Origin of the sequence: Rhizobium sp. HT1-10 (assembly GCF_049472505.1) — a bacterium.
Taxonomy (GTDB): Bacteria; Pseudomonadota; Alphaproteobacteria; order Rhizobiales; family Rhizobiaceae; genus Rhizobium.
Map to the genome: position 1 here is coordinate 1 of NZ_JBCEBQ010000005.1, position 17,182 is coordinate 17,182.

The 17,182-nt window shown below is 59.4% G+C and carries 17 protein-coding genes and 1 pseudogene; 11 read left to right on the forward strand and 7 right to left on the reverse strand.

Annotated elements, in window-relative coordinates; all coding sequences use genetic code 11:
* The 4 genes and pseudogenes from VH564_RS14390 to VH564_RS14405 all read left to right on the forward strand — a co-directional run.
* The coding region (locus tag VH564_RS14390) for a zinc-binding dehydrogenase (protein ID WP_423340545.1) at positions 1–393 on the forward strand (393 nt) is incomplete at its 5' end.
* Between the two features lie 415 nt (positions 394–808).
* Positions 809–1,312, forward strand: coding sequence for a MarR family winged helix-turn-helix transcriptional regulator (locus VH564_RS14395; RefSeq protein ID WP_423340546.1), 504 nt, complete (start codon positions 809–811; stop codon positions 1,310–1,312).
* Positions 1,309–2,694 (forward strand): FAD-dependent monooxygenase, encoded by a 1,386-nt coding sequence (locus tag VH564_RS14400; RefSeq protein ID WP_423340547.1) that lies wholly within the window; start codon positions 1,309–1,311, stop codon positions 2,692–2,694. The genes VH564_RS14395 and VH564_RS14400 overlap by 4 nt, the downstream gene beginning before the upstream one ends.
* Positions 2,691–3,406, forward strand: a pseudogene (locus VH564_RS14405) (IS6 family transposase). The gene VH564_RS14400 and the pseudogene VH564_RS14405 overlap by 4 nt, the downstream one beginning before the upstream one ends.
* Positions 3,407–3,459: 53 nt before the next feature.
* On the opposite strand, the gene VH564_RS14410 reads toward VH564_RS14405, so the two are convergent.
* Positions 3,460–4,347, reverse strand: coding sequence for a LysR family transcriptional regulator (locus VH564_RS14410; RefSeq protein ID WP_423340822.1), 888 nt, complete (start codon positions 4,345–4,347; stop codon positions 3,460–3,462).
* 97 nt (positions 4,348–4,444) lie between these two features.
* On the opposite strand from VH564_RS14410, the gene VH564_RS14415 reads away from it, so the two are divergent.
* The 6 genes from VH564_RS14415 (at position 4,445) to VH564_RS14440 (ending at position 9,243) form a co-directional block, all read left to right on the forward strand.
* A complete protein-coding gene (locus tag VH564_RS14415) occupies positions 4,445–5,677 on the forward strand; it encodes an MFS transporter (protein ID WP_423340548.1) in 1,233 nt (410 codons plus the stop codon).
* 62 nt (positions 5,678–5,739) lie between these two features.
* Positions 5,740–6,852, forward strand: a complete 1,113-nt coding sequence (locus tag VH564_RS14420; RefSeq protein WP_423340549.1) for an alpha/beta hydrolase — start codon at positions 5,740–5,742, stop codon at positions 6,850–6,852.
* A 151-nt stretch (positions 6,853–7,003) separates the two neighbouring features.
* Entirely contained in the window at positions 7,004–7,477 is a 474-nt protein-coding gene (locus tag VH564_RS14425) for a cytochrome P460 family protein (protein ID WP_423340550.1), read from the forward strand.
* A gap of 13 nt (positions 7,478–7,490) precedes the next feature.
* A complete protein-coding gene (locus VH564_RS14430) occupies positions 7,491–8,189 on the forward strand; it encodes a hypothetical protein (protein ID WP_423340551.1) in 699 nt (232 codons plus the stop codon).
* Complete coding sequence (locus VH564_RS14435) at positions 8,186–8,605, forward strand: cyclophilin-like fold protein (protein WP_423340552.1); 420 nt, start codon at positions 8,186–8,188, stop codon at positions 8,603–8,605. The genes VH564_RS14430 and VH564_RS14435 overlap by 4 nt, the downstream gene beginning before the upstream one ends.
* 170 nt (positions 8,606–8,775) lie before the next feature.
* Positions 8,776–9,243, forward strand: a complete 468-nt coding sequence (locus VH564_RS14440; protein ID WP_423340823.1) for a (R)-mandelonitrile lyase — start codon at positions 8,776–8,778, stop codon at positions 9,241–9,243.
* Positions 9,244–9,351: 108 nt separating this feature from the next.
* Here the strand turns inward: VH564_RS14440 and VH564_RS14445 are convergent, their stop codons facing one another.
* The 6 genes from VH564_RS14445 to VH564_RS14470 form a co-directional block, all read right to left on the reverse strand.
* Complete coding sequence (locus tag VH564_RS14445) at positions 9,352–9,747, reverse strand: (R)-mandelonitrile lyase (RefSeq protein WP_423340553.1); 396 nt, start codon at positions 9,745–9,747, stop codon at positions 9,352–9,354.
* Positions 9,748–9,850: 103 nt separating this feature from the next.
* Positions 9,851–12,049, reverse strand: coding sequence for an aldehyde oxidoreductase molybdenum-binding subunit PaoC (gene paoC, locus VH564_RS14450; RefSeq protein ID WP_423340554.1), 2,199 nt, complete (start codon positions 12,047–12,049; stop codon positions 9,851–9,853).
* Positions 12,050–12,052: 3 nt separating this feature from the next.
* The gene (locus VH564_RS14455) at positions 12,053–13,003 is read right to left on the reverse strand and encodes an FAD binding domain-containing protein (protein WP_423340555.1); all 951 of its coding nucleotides are present in this window, start codon (positions 13,001–13,003) and stop codon (positions 12,053–12,055) included.
* The gene (paoA, locus tag VH564_RS14460; protein WP_423340556.1) at positions 13,000–13,638 is read right to left on the reverse strand and encodes an aldehyde dehydrogenase iron-sulfur subunit PaoA; all 639 of its coding nucleotides are present in this window, start codon (positions 13,636–13,638) and stop codon (positions 13,000–13,002) included. Before paoA ends, VH564_RS14455 begins: the two co-directional genes overlap by 4 nt.
* 382 nt (positions 13,639–14,020) lie before the next feature.
* The gene (locus VH564_RS14465; protein ID WP_423340557.1) at positions 14,021–15,202 is read right to left on the reverse strand and encodes an MFS transporter; all 1,182 of its coding nucleotides are present in this window, start codon (positions 15,200–15,202) and stop codon (positions 14,021–14,023) included.
* A gap of 209 nt (positions 15,203–15,411) precedes the next feature.
* Positions 15,412–16,293: an AraC family transcriptional regulator N-terminal domain-containing protein gene (locus tag VH564_RS14470; protein ID WP_423340558.1), complete on the reverse strand. Its 882-nt coding sequence runs from the start codon at positions 16,291–16,293 to the stop codon at positions 15,412–15,414.
* A 136-nt stretch (positions 16,294–16,429) separates the two neighbouring features.
* Between VH564_RS14470 and VH564_RS14475 the strand changes: the two genes are divergently transcribed.
* A complete protein-coding gene (locus VH564_RS14475; protein ID WP_056330803.1) occupies positions 16,430–17,173 on the forward strand; it encodes an SDR family NAD(P)-dependent oxidoreductase in 744 nt (247 codons plus the stop codon).
* Positions 17,174–17,182: the final 9 nt, after the last annotated feature.

Consider the following 17,182-nt stretch of genomic DNA (forward strand, 5'->3'; position numbering starts at 1 on the left):
ATCAAAAATCTGGGAGCGGACCAGGTCATTGACCATCGTGCCAGTCGGTTCGAAGAGCAGGTATCCGAGGTGGATGCCGTCATCGACCTCGTCGGAGGTGAAACTCAGACCCGATCTTTTGCTGTCCTGAAAAAAGGCGGAAAGCTTATATCTGCAGTGTCCAAGCCAGATCAGGAGCTCGCCTCAAAACACGATGTCACCGCAGCGTTCTTCCTGGTCGCTGTCTCGACAGCTGAGCTGGATGAAATCGCCGCAATGGTCGATGGCGGATTTCTGAAGACCAACGTCGGCGACGTGCTGCCACTGTCAGATGCGATTGCTGCTCATGAAATGTTAGAGGGGAAGAGAGTGCGGAACAAAGGAAAAATCATCCTCAATGTCTTGAGCGTCTAGGCAGCCAGCAAATAGCTAAGCAAAGGAAACGCTTTATCAACTCCAGTGGCGACCTAACTGGTCGCCGCTGTTCTACGTCCACCCTGTTGATACTTGCCAATTTCCGCGACTGGTATTTCGGAATAGTAGACAGCGGCTGCCAAAGTTTGTCCCTACGCCTTGATGGGTATCGGACCAGCGGCCAGCATTTGGACGCGGAAATTATTTCCGGATATCGCAGCCCAACACATCATCGCCTTGATAGCATTTTGCCAAGTTCGACTAAAAGTGGGGTTCCTGGCGAAATGTTGCGAAGCTCGCATAGTCCCGGGAGCGCTCGGTAGAAGCTTCACGTCATCTGGCTGCATCGGTGCTTAAAATCATTTTCTAGAAGCTGAGTATTGACAACATGCTGTCATGATTCAGTTACAACGGCATGAAAAGAGATTCCAGCTTCCCCCTCGTTCGCAACCTCGTCATTACCGTGTTCGAGACGAACGGATACCTGACCGACCTGGGCAACAAGCTGGTCCGGCCCGCCGGGCTAACCACCGCATGGTGGCAGGTGCTGGGTGCACTCGGCTATTCCCCGGTGCCGCTCACGGTCGCCCAGATCGCCCGCAACATGGGCCTGACCCGACAGGGCGTGCAGCGGGTCGTGGATCTACTGGCAGCGCATGAATACATCGTCCTCGAACCAAACCCCCATCACCAACGCGCCAAGCTCGTTACCTTGACCACACATGGCCGGGCCGCGTTGGACGCAGCCGAGGACGCTGCTGCGCCTGTCGACCAGCGCTTCATCGAGCGGATCGGATCCGGGCGGCTGGCGGGCGCGCTCGCTGTTCTCAGCGAGATGAAGGATCTCATCGCCGAGGAACTTGCACGATCTGCCTCTTCCGCAAGCACCCCCCAAATTGTCCCGAAGGATCAACAATGACCGGACCCACCCAGAACGCCTTCGACACCGATGTCCTTATTGTCGGCGGCGGCCCTGTCGGCCTTGTACTCGCCTGCGCGCTTGCACATCACGGGGTCGACTTCCGCATCATCGAGCAGCGTCAGATGCCGAAACCCTATTCCCGGGCCAACAACCTCTGGGCGCGGCCCCAGGAGCTACTGGCCAGCATCGGTATTCGCGGGGCGATTGCCGAGAAGGCCTACGCCATCACCAGCGTCAGCACCTTGATTAACGGGCGGCCTGTCGACCCTGTCGAGATTGCCGATGTCGACAGCCCTTACGGCAAAGTGCTCTACAGCGGTCAGGATGTCATTGAGACGACGCTCACGGAGCAGATCGAAGCGCGGGGACGAAGTCTAGAGCGTGGCCGGAAGCTTCTCGCCTTCGTCCAGGATGCAGAAGGCGTCACAGTTACGATCGGCGCCTCGCATGACGAAAAGGGAAGCTTAGGCGATACCCCTGAGGACCCACAAAGCCACGGTCCCGTCGAAACCCTGCGATGCCGTTATCTGATCGGCGCGGATGGCGGGGACAGCATGGTCAGAAGCATCCTCGGTCTCGATTTCCAGTCGGAGCAGTTGCCGGACTGCATGAACCGTCAGGTTGATGCAAAACTCTCCTGGCGTCGGTCAACGGATTTCAACCAGCTCTGGTTCTTCTACTATCCCAAAGGTTTCTGCGGCGTGCTGCCGGTCTGGGGCGGCTATCATCGTCTATTCTTCCTGGCCGACGACACCGGCATTCCCGATCGCGATCCAACGCTTGAGGAGATGCAGGCGATTGCGCGCGAGGTGACGGAGGACGAGACATTGACGCTCAGCGATCCGATCTGGTTGACGCACAGCCGTTTTCAGCACGGTGTGGCCGCACACTACGCGAAGGACAGGGTCTTCCTTGCGGGCGATGCCGGTCATCGGACGTTGCCGATCGGCGGACAGGGGATGAACGCCGGTTTGCACGATGCTGTTGGTCTCGCTTGGAGGCTCGCCACAGTGCTCCACGCAAAAGCCTCACCGACGTTGCTCGGGTCCTATGACGCCGAGCGTGGAGGCGAACATCGCGGGCTGGATGAGCGCCAGACGAAAGGTTTCCACAACAGTGTCTACCGTGGCCGGTTGAAGGATGCAGCAATCGACGTTGCAGCCCGGCTCCTGCCGAGCGTTGGGACCGCGCTCCAGGGCAGCGACGACCTGCAGCAGCTCTCGGTCGGCTATCCCGAAAGCCCGTTAAGCGAAGATCATCTTCGCGGCCTTGGCGACATCCTGCACCGCCACGGACCACAAGCCGGAGACCGCGCACCCGACAGCGGGCATCGTAACGTTAACCCCTCGGCGATTGCCCTGTGCGATTTTGCGGCATGACCCAAACCGTTCGTGATCCCCTTTATCGCCGCCACCGGTTCCCAGCTGAAGTGATTGCTCATGCCGTCTGGCTTTATCTTCGCTTCCCGCTCAGCTTGCGCATGGTCGAAGACTTACTGGCGGCGCGCGGGATAACTGTCTCGCACCAGACAGTCCGCCTTTGGGCCGAGAAATTCGGGCGGCGCTTTGCCAATGAAATCCGGCGGCGCGGGCCGGAAAGCTTGGCGACAAATGGTATCTCGATGAAGTCGTCATCTCCATTGGCGGCAAGAAACCTTGGCTCTGGCGCGCCGTCGATCAGGATGGTTTCGTCCTTGACGTCCTTGTCCAGAGCCGCCGCAATGCCAAGGCTGCAAAGCGTTTGATGCGAAAACTCCTAAAGGGACAAGGCCGTTCGCCTCGCGTGATGATCACCGACAAGCTCCGGTCCTACGGTGCGGCGAAGCGGGAGATCATGCCCGCCGTCGAGCATCGTTCACATAAGGGACTGAACAATCGGGCAGAAAGCTCCCATCAGCCGATCCGAAGGCGAGAGCGAATCATGAAGCGCTTCAAGTCGGCACGACATCTTCAGCGTTTCGTTTCCATCCACGACCCTATCGCCAACCTCTTCCAAATTCCCCGCCACGACATTTCATCTCTCCATTATCGCGAGCTGCGAGTAGCCGCGACGCAGATATGGAGCGAGATCGCTCACCTTCAGGTAGCCTAATTGCAGACCTCGTGCCCTAACTTGACCCGAGGTCCATAAGTTTACAGTGCCCTTCAGGCCTTCAATGCTTCGACGATGACTCTGAAAGCGGGCGAATTCTGCCGGCGGCTCGGATAATACAAATAGTAGCCGGGGAACAACGGCGTCCAATCATCGAGCACCTGCACAAGCTGCCCCGAAGCAATTTTATCCAACACGAGACTTTCCGGCACATAGGCGATGCCATACCCGCTGACGGCTGCGTCGATCATCGCGTAGGACGTGTTGAAGATGAGCTGACCATCGACCCGGACCCGAACTTCCGCACCGTCTTTTTCGAACTCCCACACATAGAGGCCGCCGGCCCGAGCTTGCCGATGGTTGATGCAGTCGTGAGCAACAAGGTCACGGGGCGTTTCTGGAGCGGCTCGCTTCTCAAAATAGTCTGGAGAGGCGACCGCGACCAAGCGCCAGTCAGGACCGATGCGAACGGCAATCATATCCTTGTCCAGGCTTTCGCCAAGGCGCACGCCGGCATCGAACTTTTCCTCAACGATGTTCCTGAAGCCGTTATCGCTGTTCAGCTCCACCCTGATATCCGGATACTGCTTGAGCAATGCCCGCAGCTTCGGCCAGACGACGCTTTCCAGCGCGTGATCCGACAAGGTGATGCGGACCGAGCCGGTTGGCTTGTCCCTGATTTCCATCAACTCGTCGATCTCGGTTTCGAGCTCTTGGATACGCGGCGCCAGCGAGCGGATCAGTCGCTCTCCGGCCCCTGTCGGGACTACACTCCGAGTGGTACGAGTTAGAAGCCGGATTCCCATCCGGGCTTCAAGCTTCTTGATCGTGTGGCTGATTGTCGACTGCGATGTCCCGAGCTTCGCTGCTGCCTTCGTAAAGCTTCGCTCTTCCGCAACCGCCAGAAACCAGAGCATGTCGTTGAGATCTTCGCGTTTCATCGCCACCTCCTGCATCGTCCATTCATGTCATAGACCGATAAGTCCAAGCGAATTGCAATGACTAATCATCGAACTGCACGCGGCATATATTGCCGCCATGACACAACAAGCTCTCACACGACCTAAATTTCTCGATGGCGAAGCCGAACCGAACGCGGCGGCGCCTGCCACTTCGGCGGTGCCCGTTGCTGCCTGGGGCGCGGTCATCTCGATGGCCTTGTGCGTTGCCGTGCTGATCGCATCGGAATTCATGCCGGTCAGCCTCTTGTCGCCAATAGCAATTGAACTGGGTGTCACCGAAGGTCGTGCCGGCCAAGCGATCTCGATCTCGGGGATCTTCGCCGTGCTGACCAGTCTGTTGGTAGCCGGTCTGACACGGCGGCTGGACCGGCGATTGGTTCTCGCGTCCTTTTCGCTGATCCTGGTGATCTCAGGAACGATCGTCACTTTTGCCCCGAACTATCTCGTGCTGATGATCGGCCGAGCCATGCTCGGGGTCGCCATCGGCGGCTTTTGGTCGATGTCGACGTCCATCGTCATGCGACTGGTTCCAGAACAGTCGGTCCCAAAGGGGCTGGCGATGCTGAACGCGGGCAACGCCATTGCCGCGACGATCTCCGCGCCGCTTGGAAGCCTGCTAGGCAACTATATCGGCTGGCGAGGCGCCTTCTTCGCGGTCGTACCGCTCGCTCTTGTCGCGCTCGTCTGGCAGTGGATCAGCCTGCCCTCGTTGCCACCGCAGCGCAACGAGGGATCATCCAACGTCTTTCGTTTACTTCGGCGCCCGCAGGTCGCGATCGGCATGGCCTCGATCATGCTGCTGTTCATGGGCCAGTTCGCGCTGTTCACCTATCTGCGGCCATTTCTGGAGATGGTAACGGAAGTGTCGATATCGACCCTATCCCTTCTGCTGCTGTTGATGGGGCTTGCGGGTGTCGTAGGGACGTATCTCGTCAGCCATCTGCTTCAGAACCGGCTGTTTCCTATTCTCGTGGCAATCCCGCTGATCATGGCCCTAATCGCCTTGAGCCTGATTGCCGTCGGATCATCCACTACCTCCACAGCCGCCCTGTTGATCGGGTGGGGTCTGTTCGGCACGGCCGCCCCGGTTGGGTGGGGCACGTGGCTGAGCCGCACCATGCCTGACGACGCGGAGGCCGGCGGCGGATTGCAGGTCGCAACCATCCAGCTTGCCATCACCTTGGGTGCTTCAACAGGCGGCGTGCTGTTCGACGCAACTGGCTGGTGGTCCACCTTCCTGTTCGCCGCAGTCCTGCTTGCCGGCTCATCCCTGCTGGCCGTCGCGGCCTGGCGGTCAACACGCCGGTGAACACCCGCGGTCACTCCATTCGAACCCTCTTCCATCGAAGCACTACCTCAGGAGATAAGCAAATGACGAACAACACCATCCCAGACGACGACACAAACGCCTCTAGTACCGGTATCGATCGCCGCAACCTTCTCAAGATGACGGGGGCAGGCGTAGCCGCTCTCGGCGCGATGTCGATCTTCGATACGATGAGTGCAAGGGCGCAAGACATGTCCAACGGCGCATCCAATTTCTACACCAGTGATAAGGTGACCCTGCACAAGGTCACGTTCAAAACACAGTACCAGACGTCGGTTTCCGGCAACCTCTACCTGCCCAACGGGCTCGACCGGACGGCCAAGAGCCCTGCCATCATCGTCGGTCACCCGATGGGAGCGGTCAAGGAACAGAGCGCAAACCTTTATGCCACCAAAATGGCGGAGCAGGGTTTTGTCGCCATGTCGATCGACCTCCCCTTCTGGGGGCAAAGCGAAGGCCAGTCGCGCAATCTGGTTTCACCGGAAGCCTATGCCGAAGCGTTCAGCGCCGGCGTCGACTTCCTCGGACAGAGCGACTTCGTCGATCGACAGAATATCGGCGCGATCGGTGTCTGCGGTAGCGGCAGCTTCGTCATCAGCGCTGCCAAGATCGATCCGCGCATTAAGGCTGTTGCGACCGTCAGCATGTATGACATGGGCGCAGCCTTTCGCGATGCGCTCAACAAGTCGAAGACGGTCGAGCAGCGCAAGCAGTTCATCGCGACCGCGGCCGAACAGCGCTGGGCTGAAGCGGATGGTGCAAATATCCGGTACATCGGCGGCACCACGCTCGAACTGACGGCCGAGACGGATTCAATCCAGCGCGAATTCTACGACTTCTACCGCACGCCGCGTGGCGAGTTCACGCCTGCTGGTGTGACCCGAGAAACGACGACAAAACCGACGCTGAGCAGCAGCGTCAAGTTCATGAACTTCTATCCGTTCAACGATATCGAGACGATCTCGCCACGGCCGATGTTGTTCATCTCAGGCGACCAGGCCCACTCGAAGGAATTCAGCCAGGACGCCTTTAACCGCGCGTCCGAGCCGAAGGAACTCGTATGGGTCAAAGGTGCTGGTCACGTCGATCTTTATGACCGCGTCGACCTCATCCCCTTCGACAGGCTGAAGGGCTTCTTTGATCAGCACCTCGCATAGGAATCGAGCAAGGACGAGCCTGCTGAGGCTTCTTGCTTCGTTGCCGCCACGCGGGCTTTGCCGTCTGCGTGGGGGCAATTCCAGATCCGCCCGATTAAGAGCGATCGCCGGTGCGGCAGTTGTTTTGACCGCACGACTTGAAGGATAAGCTATGAAACTGTTTCGCCGGTCTGCCTTGCTGGTTGGGCTGCTCGCCATTGTCCTGACGGGCTACTTCATTGTTGACACCGAGGTGTTGCCAACCCCAGCGCTTGCAGCGTCAAAGTCCGTGACGTTTCCCCCGCTGGAACAACTCGTGCACTACACCACCGTTCGGCGAGGGATCACCCGCGAGCATATGCTGACCAACCCGGCCGCCCTCTCAGCGCTCAAAGCCGGGCAACCTGTTCCAACCGGCACCCATATGGTTCTCATCGATTATCAGAGCGATGTTTTGACACGTTACCTCGTGGCCCAGAAGATTGGCGCCGGCGCGGATCAATGGGAATACCAGTGGTTTTGGCCGGATCGTAGCGTCAAGGCGGACGAGAATGTGGCGCGTTGCTATTCCTGCCACCGCTCGCAACAGCCCGAGCAATTCATGTTCACCATGAGCGGCGCGATGTCCGACGATGATCCGCTGTGAATGAGGAACCGCGATGTTACAGTCAGCTCGGGATCGTCTGCTTCTTCCGGCCGGCATGATGTCCCTGCTGATAGCAGGGCTTGCCTACTGGTGGCTCGACAACGGTCCGCATGAAATCTTCGGCACAGCCATGTTCGGCTTTCTTGGGTGGCACCTGACCATGAACCGGCGCTGGTTCGTGAAGCTCCGCAGCGGTCGTTATGATGCTCGCCGGTGGGTGGTCCTGGTGACACATGTCTGGCTTGGGATAACCATGACGGTGCTGATAGTGACCAGCGTGTTTATCTCACGGTCGGTTCTGAGCTTTGCCCAGTTCAGCAACGACGTGACAATCATCGAACTTCACTGGTTTTCGGCATATTGGGTTGCAATCATTGTCGCCGTTCATGCAGGGACCCATTGGACGCGCGTGATGACAGTAGCAGGGACCGTTTTGAGGCTATCACCGTCACCGACTAGGTCCGGCGTGCTGCGGCTGGCGGCCCTGTTGCTTCTGGGCCTTGGTGCCTGGAGTTTCACGGTGCTTGGTGTGTCGACCAAGCTGATGTTCGGCTACAGCGTGGAGTTCTGGGACTTCACTACTGCAGTCTCGCCGTTCTTCGGGCATTGGACAGTAGTAATGGCAGGGGTGGCAGTGCTTTCCCACTACGCCATGATCTGTCTGAGACTGCTCAATAAAACGCGTATTCGTACAACGGAAGGTCAGACATGAAACAGATTTTTAGCGCAGGTTTAATTGCCGCAGCGTTCACGCTCAACCTTGGAGGATCCGCCTTGGCGCAGGACCATATTCTGATTTCGTCTGAATGGGGCAATGTTTCCGCCGAACTGGCGGATAACGCGGCCGCTCGCGCGCTCGTCGCCATGCTGCCGTTGACGATTGAGATGGATGATCATCTTCGTCAGGAAAAAACGGGGGACCTGCCGGCCACCTTGCCGGCTGCTCCTCGTCAGCGCGAATTTTCCGCTGGCACTCTTGGGCTTTGGAGCTCTGGGGATTTCGTCATCTACTACCGCGACGGGCGCGTTCCGCAGCCCGGTATCGTGATCCTGGGGCAGGTCCGAGGCGACGTTTCAGTATTTGACCGCCCCGGAAAAGTGACCGTCAAGATCGAAAAGGCTCCATGAGTTCGGGCTGCGGAGCGCCACTTACCCAGCTCAGACGGCTCCTCAGAAATCTACTCTCACCTCGGCTTATCCGCCACCGCCGAGACATTTCATGCGTTCGATCGGCTCGACACTGACTGTGGAGCGGAGCCAAAGCCGGACCAACTTCGTCAAGACGACAAAAGAACGAGATAATGAAACTATTTGCCACGACTGTCATGATTTTCTGCGCCGTGTCAGCATCAGGCGCATTCGCAGAGTCCATGGAAATCTTTCCTGCGGGCTCAAGGCCGAGCGCTCGCGGACCCGAAGCAAACTTCACCGGATCCGTTACCGTCGACATGCTTTACGTGAACAATGAGCACACGGGTAACTCCGGCGGCCTCGTGACGTTTGAGCCGTGTGCACGGTCGGCATGGCATACGCATCCTGCTGGCCAGGTATTGATCGTCACCTCAGGGGCCGGTTGGGTTCAGGAGGAAGGCGGTGAGAAGCGCCGTATCAGCCCCGGTGACGTGGTCTGGACACCGCCAGGCGTCAAGCATTGGCACGGAGCCACAGACAAGAACGGCGTAAGCCATATAGCTGTGTCGAATGTTAAGGACGGAAAAGCCGTGGACTGGATGGAAAAGGTCACCGACGAGCAGTACCTCGACTAAGCAGAATGCCGGGCGGTCAGCAGGCCGCCTGGCATTCCCATTTTATGCGTTTCGACCTGGAGCCGCCTGCCGGGCCAAAATGTTTCTTATAACCAGAGTTCTGCGGCACTATCTGCTGTATTCATCGTCGCTGACGTGCTCGAGCCAGTCTACGACTTTGCCCTCAAGGTGCTCCTGGATCGCGATATGCGTCATAGCGGTTGTCGGTGATGCGCCGTGCCAATGTCTTTCGCCGGGCTCGAACCAGACAACGTCGCCTGGTCGAATTTCTTCAATGGCACTGCCTTCGCGCTGCACGTGACCGAAGCCTGCGGTGACGATCAGCGTCTGACCCAATGGATGCGTATGCCAGGCAGTACGCGCGCCAGGTTCGAATGTGACGACGCCGGCGGCACCACGGCGTGCATCGTTTGCGCTGTAGAGCGGATCGATCCTGACGGTCCCGGTGAACCACTCTGCCGGACCTTTCGCAGAAGGCTGGGATCCGTTTCTGTCGATTTTCATGTGAGTTCCTATTCAGTTTTCTGCAGGACGATCCCGACCAGTGTTACGAGACGTCGTCGTCTGCTCTGTGGCAGTGGCCTGATTAAGCCACCACCACTGCGGCTCAGGCAATTTCGGGAAGCCCGCCGATGAGCTTGTCGAGCGTAATCGGATAGTGCCGCACTCTGACCCCCGATGCGTTATAGATGGCATTGGCAATGGCTGCAGCTACACCGCAGAGACCGAGTTCGCCGACACCTTTCGCCTTCATCGGCGACGACATCGGGTCTGTTTCATCCATGAAGATCACGTCCTGATGCGGGATATCGGCATGGACCGGAACCTCATAGCCTGCAAGGTCGTGATTAACGAAGAAGCCGCGACGCGTATCAACGGCTAGCTCTTCCGAAAGCGCCCCGCCCACTCCCATCGTCATCGCCCCGATCACTTGGCTACGTGCTGTAATCGGATTGAGGATGCGGCCTGCGGCGCAGACGGCAAGCATGCGGCGGATACGGCTCTCGCCAGTTGCGACATCGACGCCAACCTCGACGAAGTGGGCACCGAAGGTCGATTGCTGATGCGTCTCGGTCAGATCGCCCCAGGTCATCGTGTCTTCACCAACAAGCCCCTCCGCGCCTGCGGCTTGCGCAAGTGGAACGGATCGGTTGCCAGAGCGAACCTCGCTGTTTTCGAAGACGACATCAGCAGAGTTGAAGCCGAGCTTTGCCGCGACGGCCTCCCTCAGTTTCACGCAGGCGGCGTAGACGCCGGATGTGGACGAGTTCGCCCCAAACTGTCCGCCGGACCCAGCGGACACCGGGAAGCGGGAATCACCCAGATGGACAGCCACTTTGTCCATCGGCAGGCCCAACATCTCGGCGGCGGTCTGGGCGATGATCGTGTAGCTCCCGGTACCGATATCCGTCATATCCGTCTCGACGGTGACGATGCCGTGTTGATCCAGCCGCACACGCGCGCCAGATGGCAGGACCAGGTTATTGCGGAATGCGGCCGCGACACCCTGCCCAATCAACCAGTTCCCCTCGCGGCAAGCGCCCGGCCGACCTCGGCTGTTCCAGCCGAAGCGTTCGGCGCCAAGCTTCAAGCAGCCGACAAGGTCGCGGTGTGAGAATGGCCGCTCCGGCTTCTCGGGGTCCACTTGCGTATCGTTGAGGATCCTGAACTGCACCGGATCGATGCCCAGCTTTTCGGCCATTTCGTCGATCGCAATCTCAAGCGCCATCAGACCTGGAGCTTCGCCAGGGGCGCGCATGGCATTGCCTTCGGGTAGATGCAATGTCGCAAGGCGCATCGCCGTCATCCGGTTTGCGCCAGCATACAGTAGACGTGTCTGCGCGACCGCAGTTTCGAGCTGGCCCCCGGGTTGGTCACCCGACCAGCTTTCGTGCGCAATCGCCGTGATCTTGCCATCCCGCCCTGCCCCGATCCTGATCCGCTGGATCGTCGCCGGCCGGTGTGTTGTGTTGTTCATTATGAACGGACGTGGCAAAGCAACCTTCACCGGCCGTTTCGCCGCACGCGCCCCCAGAACCGCCAAGACGGCATCCGACCGCAAGAAAAGCTTGCCGCCGAAGCCGCCGCCAATGAACGGCGACATCAGGTGGATCTTCTCCTTGTCGATATCAAGCGTGGTGGCAAGATCGCTGCGCCACCAGTCGATCATCTGACTGGACGTCCACACCGTGACCTCATCGCCGTCCCAAGCTGCAATCGAAGCATGCGGCTCCATCATCGCATGTGACTGATCCGGCGTGGTGTAAGTCTCGTCAAGCGTGACCGCCGCACTCGCAAAGGCGCCGTCGAAATTGCCTACTGCAGTGTCTGGCTGCTGCGAGTCCGCTGGCTTCTCGGCGGTTTTCATCGCCTCCTCAAGATCGAAGGCACCAGCTTCCTCGGCATAGTCTACCTTCACCAATGCTGCTGCGGCGCGGGCCTGTTCGAAAGTCTCGGCCACAACCACGGCGATCGCCTGATGGTAATGCTGCACCTCGTCACCGCCGAACAACTTCGCGGTGTTAAACTTGCCTTTCTTGCGGTCGCCGACGTTGAGCGTCGTGACAACAGCCAAAACACCCGGCGCCTTTTGCGCGGCGGCGACGTCCATCGATTTGATCCGGCCCTTGGCGATATAGGCCCCGACCGGATAGCCATAGGCATACGGGATGTTGGCGTCATGCCACTCGTAAGCGTATTTCGCGCGGCCGGTGGTCTTCAACTGACCATCGATCCGATGGATGGGCTGGCCGACGACTTTGAGCTGGTCGATCGGGTTGGTCGTTGCTGGCGTGTCGAACTTCATGGCTCAACCCCTCGCTTCTGCGATCACGGCCCCGAGCGTGCGCTCGACCAGATCTATTTTAAATCGGTTCTGCTCCGTCGGACGCGCATCTGCCAGCAGCGCTGCGGAGGTTGCCTTGGCTCCGTTCGCGAGCTCGGCATCTGCCGCTTCAATTCGCCATGGCTTGTAAGCAATTCCACCGACCGCAACGCGCCCTGTACCGTCAGGGTGGATAACCGCACCGATCGAAACAAGCGCGAAGGCGTAAGATGCTCGGTCGCGAACCTTTCGGTAGATGTGGCGACCGCCGACGGGCGCGGGGAGAACGACAGCGGTTATGAACTCGCCTTGGTCGAGAACAGTTTCGAGATGCGGCGTGTCGCCCGGCAGGCGATGAAACTCCGCGATCGGTATCGCGTGGCGACGTCCATCCGGTTTCACGGTCTCGATGACGGCGTCGAGCGCCCGCAGTGCAATTGCCATGTCACTTGGGTGGGTCGCGATGCATGAATCACTGACGCCGACGACCCCCAGCTGACGGCTGAACCCGCCGATCGCCGAACAGCCGCTACCCGGCTGCCGTTTGTTGCAGGGCTGGTTGGTGTCGTAGAAATACGGACAGCGCGTCCGCTGCAGTAGATTGCCCGCAGTCGTCGCCTTGTTACGGAGCTGGCCTGACGCACCGGCAAGCAGAGCCCGAGAGAGCAGCCCATGATCGCGGCGAACGCTTTCATTCGCGGCAAGATCGGTGTTGCGCACCAAAGCCCCGATGCGCAGTCCGCCTTCAGGGGTTTCGTCGATTTTGTCGAGGCCAATACCGTTGACGTCGATCAGATGAGTCGGCGCCTCGATCTCGAGCTTCATCAGATCGAGCAAATTGGTGCCGCCGGCGATGAATTTGGCGCTCGGGTTGGATGCGGCCACTTTGGCCGCGGCCTCGACCGAAGAGGCGCGCTCATAGGTGAAGGCTTTCATGCTTTTGTCCCCGCGACTTCGGTGATGGCATCCACGATGTTGGAATAGGCGCCGCATCGACAGATGTTGCCGCTCATGCGCTCGCGGATCTCTGCAGAAGTGACCGAAACCGGCGCAGTGAGGTCGGCCGTCACGTGGCTCGGAATATTCGCTTTGATCTCCTCAAGAACCGCGAGGGAGGAACAGATCTGGCCTGGCGTACAGTAACCGCACTGGAAACCGTCGTGCTTCACAAACGCAGCCTGCATCGGGTGGAGGCTGCCTGGTTCGCCGAGACCTTCGATGGTGGTGATCTCATCGCCCTCGTGCATGACGGCAAGCGCCAGACATGAATTGACGCGACGACCATCCACGATGACGGTGCAGGCGCCGCATTGCCCGTGGTCGCAGCCCTTCTTCGTGCCAGTCAGATGCAGGTGTTCGCGCAAGGCGTCGAGCAAGGTCGTCCTGTTGTCGATGTTCAGTTCGCGCCGCTCGCCGTTGACGGCAAATGCTACAGAGGTGCTGAGGTTCATCGTACTCCCCGAAGATTGCGCTGCCGCCGTGAGCGGTTGAGCGCTGGTCGCCGCGACGGCCGCAGCAGACGTGATAAGTAAGTTTCGTCGGGAGATTTCAAGTTGCTTCAGGGTTTGCATGGCCAGCTCCAGTTCCACAGATGGACGCGAGGCGCTACAACCCGCAGCGCAATATAAAGCTAGTGCGGCAGGATCAGATGATTAGGGGCTGATTTTCGCATGGACTTATCGATGGTGAACATCAATGGTAGTTGCGTTCGCGAACAAGTTAGTGGTCGTTCCACTAGCAGGTCACCTTCCCACGCAGTTCACGAGCCGGTGTGTCTGAACGCGAACTACAGATCTTGAAGATGATGGAGCCGTTGATCCGGGCAATTATGGTCCGGCGCCTTGATGCGATACGAACCCGTGACCCGTCGTCCAAGAGCTGTGACGACATTGTTATTCTTTTAATTCCAGCAATGTTTGCCGCTCCGCATGGGGCGCTCTCAGCCCGAAGCAGTCATTTATGCCGTCCGGCTAAAAACGCTAAAGCTGCCAAAAGCTGAATCGCCACCGCCAATTTGAAAACGGCGGGGTCGGAGAATGTCCGGGCGATGCCAAACAGCGCGGGTGCGAGGGCATAGGTCGCCTGGCTCAGAGCCACGATCAACGGCACCACGCGGGAGAGATCGGTCTGGTCGAATTCCACTTGGGCGATAAGAGGTGGGAGCGATGTGGCATTTCCAATGCCGAGGCCGAAAAGCAGAACTCCGACAACAATTGCTGCAGCATTTTCGCCACCCGTCGCCAGAAGTATCAGGGTGCCGGTGATCTGGACACCATAGCTGGCGGACGCGATCAGACGGCGGTCGGCCGAAACCGGCATGAGCCAGCCGATGCCAGTGCGCCCGACGATTGCCGCAGCGGTCGCACCTCCCATCAGCACTCCCGCCGCCTGTGATCCGAAGATAGGGTCCATGATAGAAAACAGATGGGCCAGGAGCCCGATCTGCGCGAACAGCCCGGCAGCCATACCCGCTGCCAGAGTCAGGAAGCGGCGGTCACGCCACAGCAAAGCATCCGCTGAGGGCGCATTAAGCGGCGGAGCCGCAGGCCCCTGTCCCGGCCGTGCTCCGTCCGGATACTGTCCCAGATCGCTTGGCGATTTGGAAAAGGCCAGAACAGACAAGGCGGCCACGATGGTGACCATCGAGATGCCGACGATGACGGCTGCCTGTGCAAACCCGCTCGAGGCAATGAGCATGACCCACAGGGGCGAGAAGACCACACCACCCACACTCGCCCCATTATATGCCATGGACAGTGCTGCCGGGCGGGCGCGGACAAACCAGGGTGCGATAATGGCATTTACCGCCGCAGCGCCCATCGCAACCCAGCCCGTTCCGCTCAAGAGAGCGGCGGCCAACAGGTGCCACGGCTGGTCGGCTACGGACCAACCGACGACGCCGATGGCGAGAAGAAGCGCGCCGGTGACGGTGACCAAGGGAACACCCGCAAGCCGATACAGTCGAGGAAGGTTTGCGACGGCGACCGCGCCGACCAAAAAGTGCATCGTTACGGCAGCCGAGACAAGCGCGACGGACCATCCTGTTCGCTGGACCACCATCTGCAAGTAGATCGGTGGCCCGTAGAATCCGACACCCCAGCCAAAGACTGCCAGCACAAAGGTGGCAGTGACCACATGCCAGCCGAAGAAGGGTTCCGTCTTAGATGGTCGGCAAGATATCATGACCTGAGCTCCAGTGGCGAAAGGCCCTTATGGCAGCTTCGCAGAAGCGAAGCTTCGATCACAATCGAAGTGTGGTGATTTCTGGCGCTCCTGGCGCAGAGCTTAAGACGGTGAGTCCCCCAAGCGGTCGTTGGAGAAAAACATCCCGGGCCAAGCGCCCGTCACACGGCCTCGCCCCGAAGACGCACGACGTCCTTCGAGGGTGGTAGCCCGAACTGTCTTGCGTATTCCCGGCTGAACTGGTTTGGGCTTTCATAGCCAACGCCGAAGGCGACCGACGTTGCCGTTCCTTCTCCAGCCATCAAAAGCGTGCGTGCATGCAGCAGGCGGACCTGCTTCTGGTACTGGATCGGGCTGAGTGCTGTCACTGCCTTGAAATGACGATGGAAGGCCGACACGCTGAGCGCCGCCATTTCGGCAAGCGCCTCGACCCTTAGAGGCTTGGCGAAGTTTTCTCGGATCCAGTGGATCGCAACTCCGATCCGAGAGAGCGCCGCGTCGGGAGCCGCGATGTCCCGCAGCATCCAGCCCAGCGGACCCTGCAGCACCCGGAAGAGGATTTCCCGCTCATAAGCCGGCGCAAGCACGGCGATCTCATCTGGCCGCTCCATGAGCCGAAGCATACGCACCCAAGCGTCAAGGAATTCCTCGCTGACTGGCGCAATCGAGAAGCCGGAGCCGAACAGCTTGCTGCAGACCTGGACTGGCAGGTCGCTGATCAGTGCGGCGACCGTCGGCGGGTGGAGCGTCAGGCTTACCGCGAGGTAGGGTTCTCCCGCCACCGAAGGGTGAACCGATCCAACCGCCGGAAGGTCGACCGACATGACGAAGTAAGTGGCAGGGTCGTAGGCAAAGGTGCGCTCGCCCACCGTCATCGTCTTCGACCCGGTCAGGATCAGGTTAATCATCGGCTCGTAGACGGCCGAAAGCCGATGCTCCGGGATCTCGCCCTGGACCATCGCAACACGGGGAATTCCCGTTTCTGTTCGGCGATTTTCCGCGGTCGACGCCAGAGCGCGCATTTCCTGAAGTTGCTTTTCCATGAGTGCGACCGTGACAGAACGGGTTCCTGTCGGCAACCGCAAAGCAGAAATAGGCAAGCTTTTGAGAGAAATAGGTGAGCAGGCGAGACGGTGCAGGCCTAGCTTCAGGTCACACCAAACGGACAAGGAAACAGCCATGAAGGTCGTCATCGTCACCGGCGGAAGCCGGGGTCTCGGAGCCAGCACAGCCATCGAATGCGCCCGCAAGGGAATGGGCGTCGTCGTGACCTACAACAGCAACCCCGCAAAAGCGGACGATGTCGTGAAGGCAATCATGGAGAACGGCGGTAAGGCCGTTGCCCTAAAACTCGACGTCAGCGACACCGGCGCGTTTCCGGCCTTCCGGGATTCAGTTGCCTCGAAGCTGCGTTCCGTCTTCGGCCGGGACGACTTCGATTATCTCGTCAACAATGCCGGATACGGCCTCTTCAATCCGATCGCGACTGTTACGGAAGAACAGTTCGACGGGCTGTTCAACGTCCATCTCAAGGGGCCGTTCTTCCTGACCCAGATCCTGCTGCCACTAATGGCGGACGGCGGCCAGATCATCAACATCACCAGCGCCACTTCGCGCGTGGCGACCACAGGCGTTGCACCCTACGCCTCTTTCAAGGGTGGTCTGGAAGTCCTGACCCGCTACATGGCCAAGGAATTTGGTGAGCGAGGCATTCGGGCAAACTCGATCGCACCCGGCGCAATCCGCACTGAACTCGGCGGCGGCTTGAACGACGAGTTCGAGGCCATGCTCGCAGGCCAGACCGCGCTCGGCCGTGTCGGCGAGCCCGAAGAGATAGGAGGGGTCGTCGCCAGCCTCCTTTCCACCGAGAACCGCTGGATCAACGCTCAGAACATTGAGGTCGCGGGCGGCTACATCATCTGATCAGAGGAG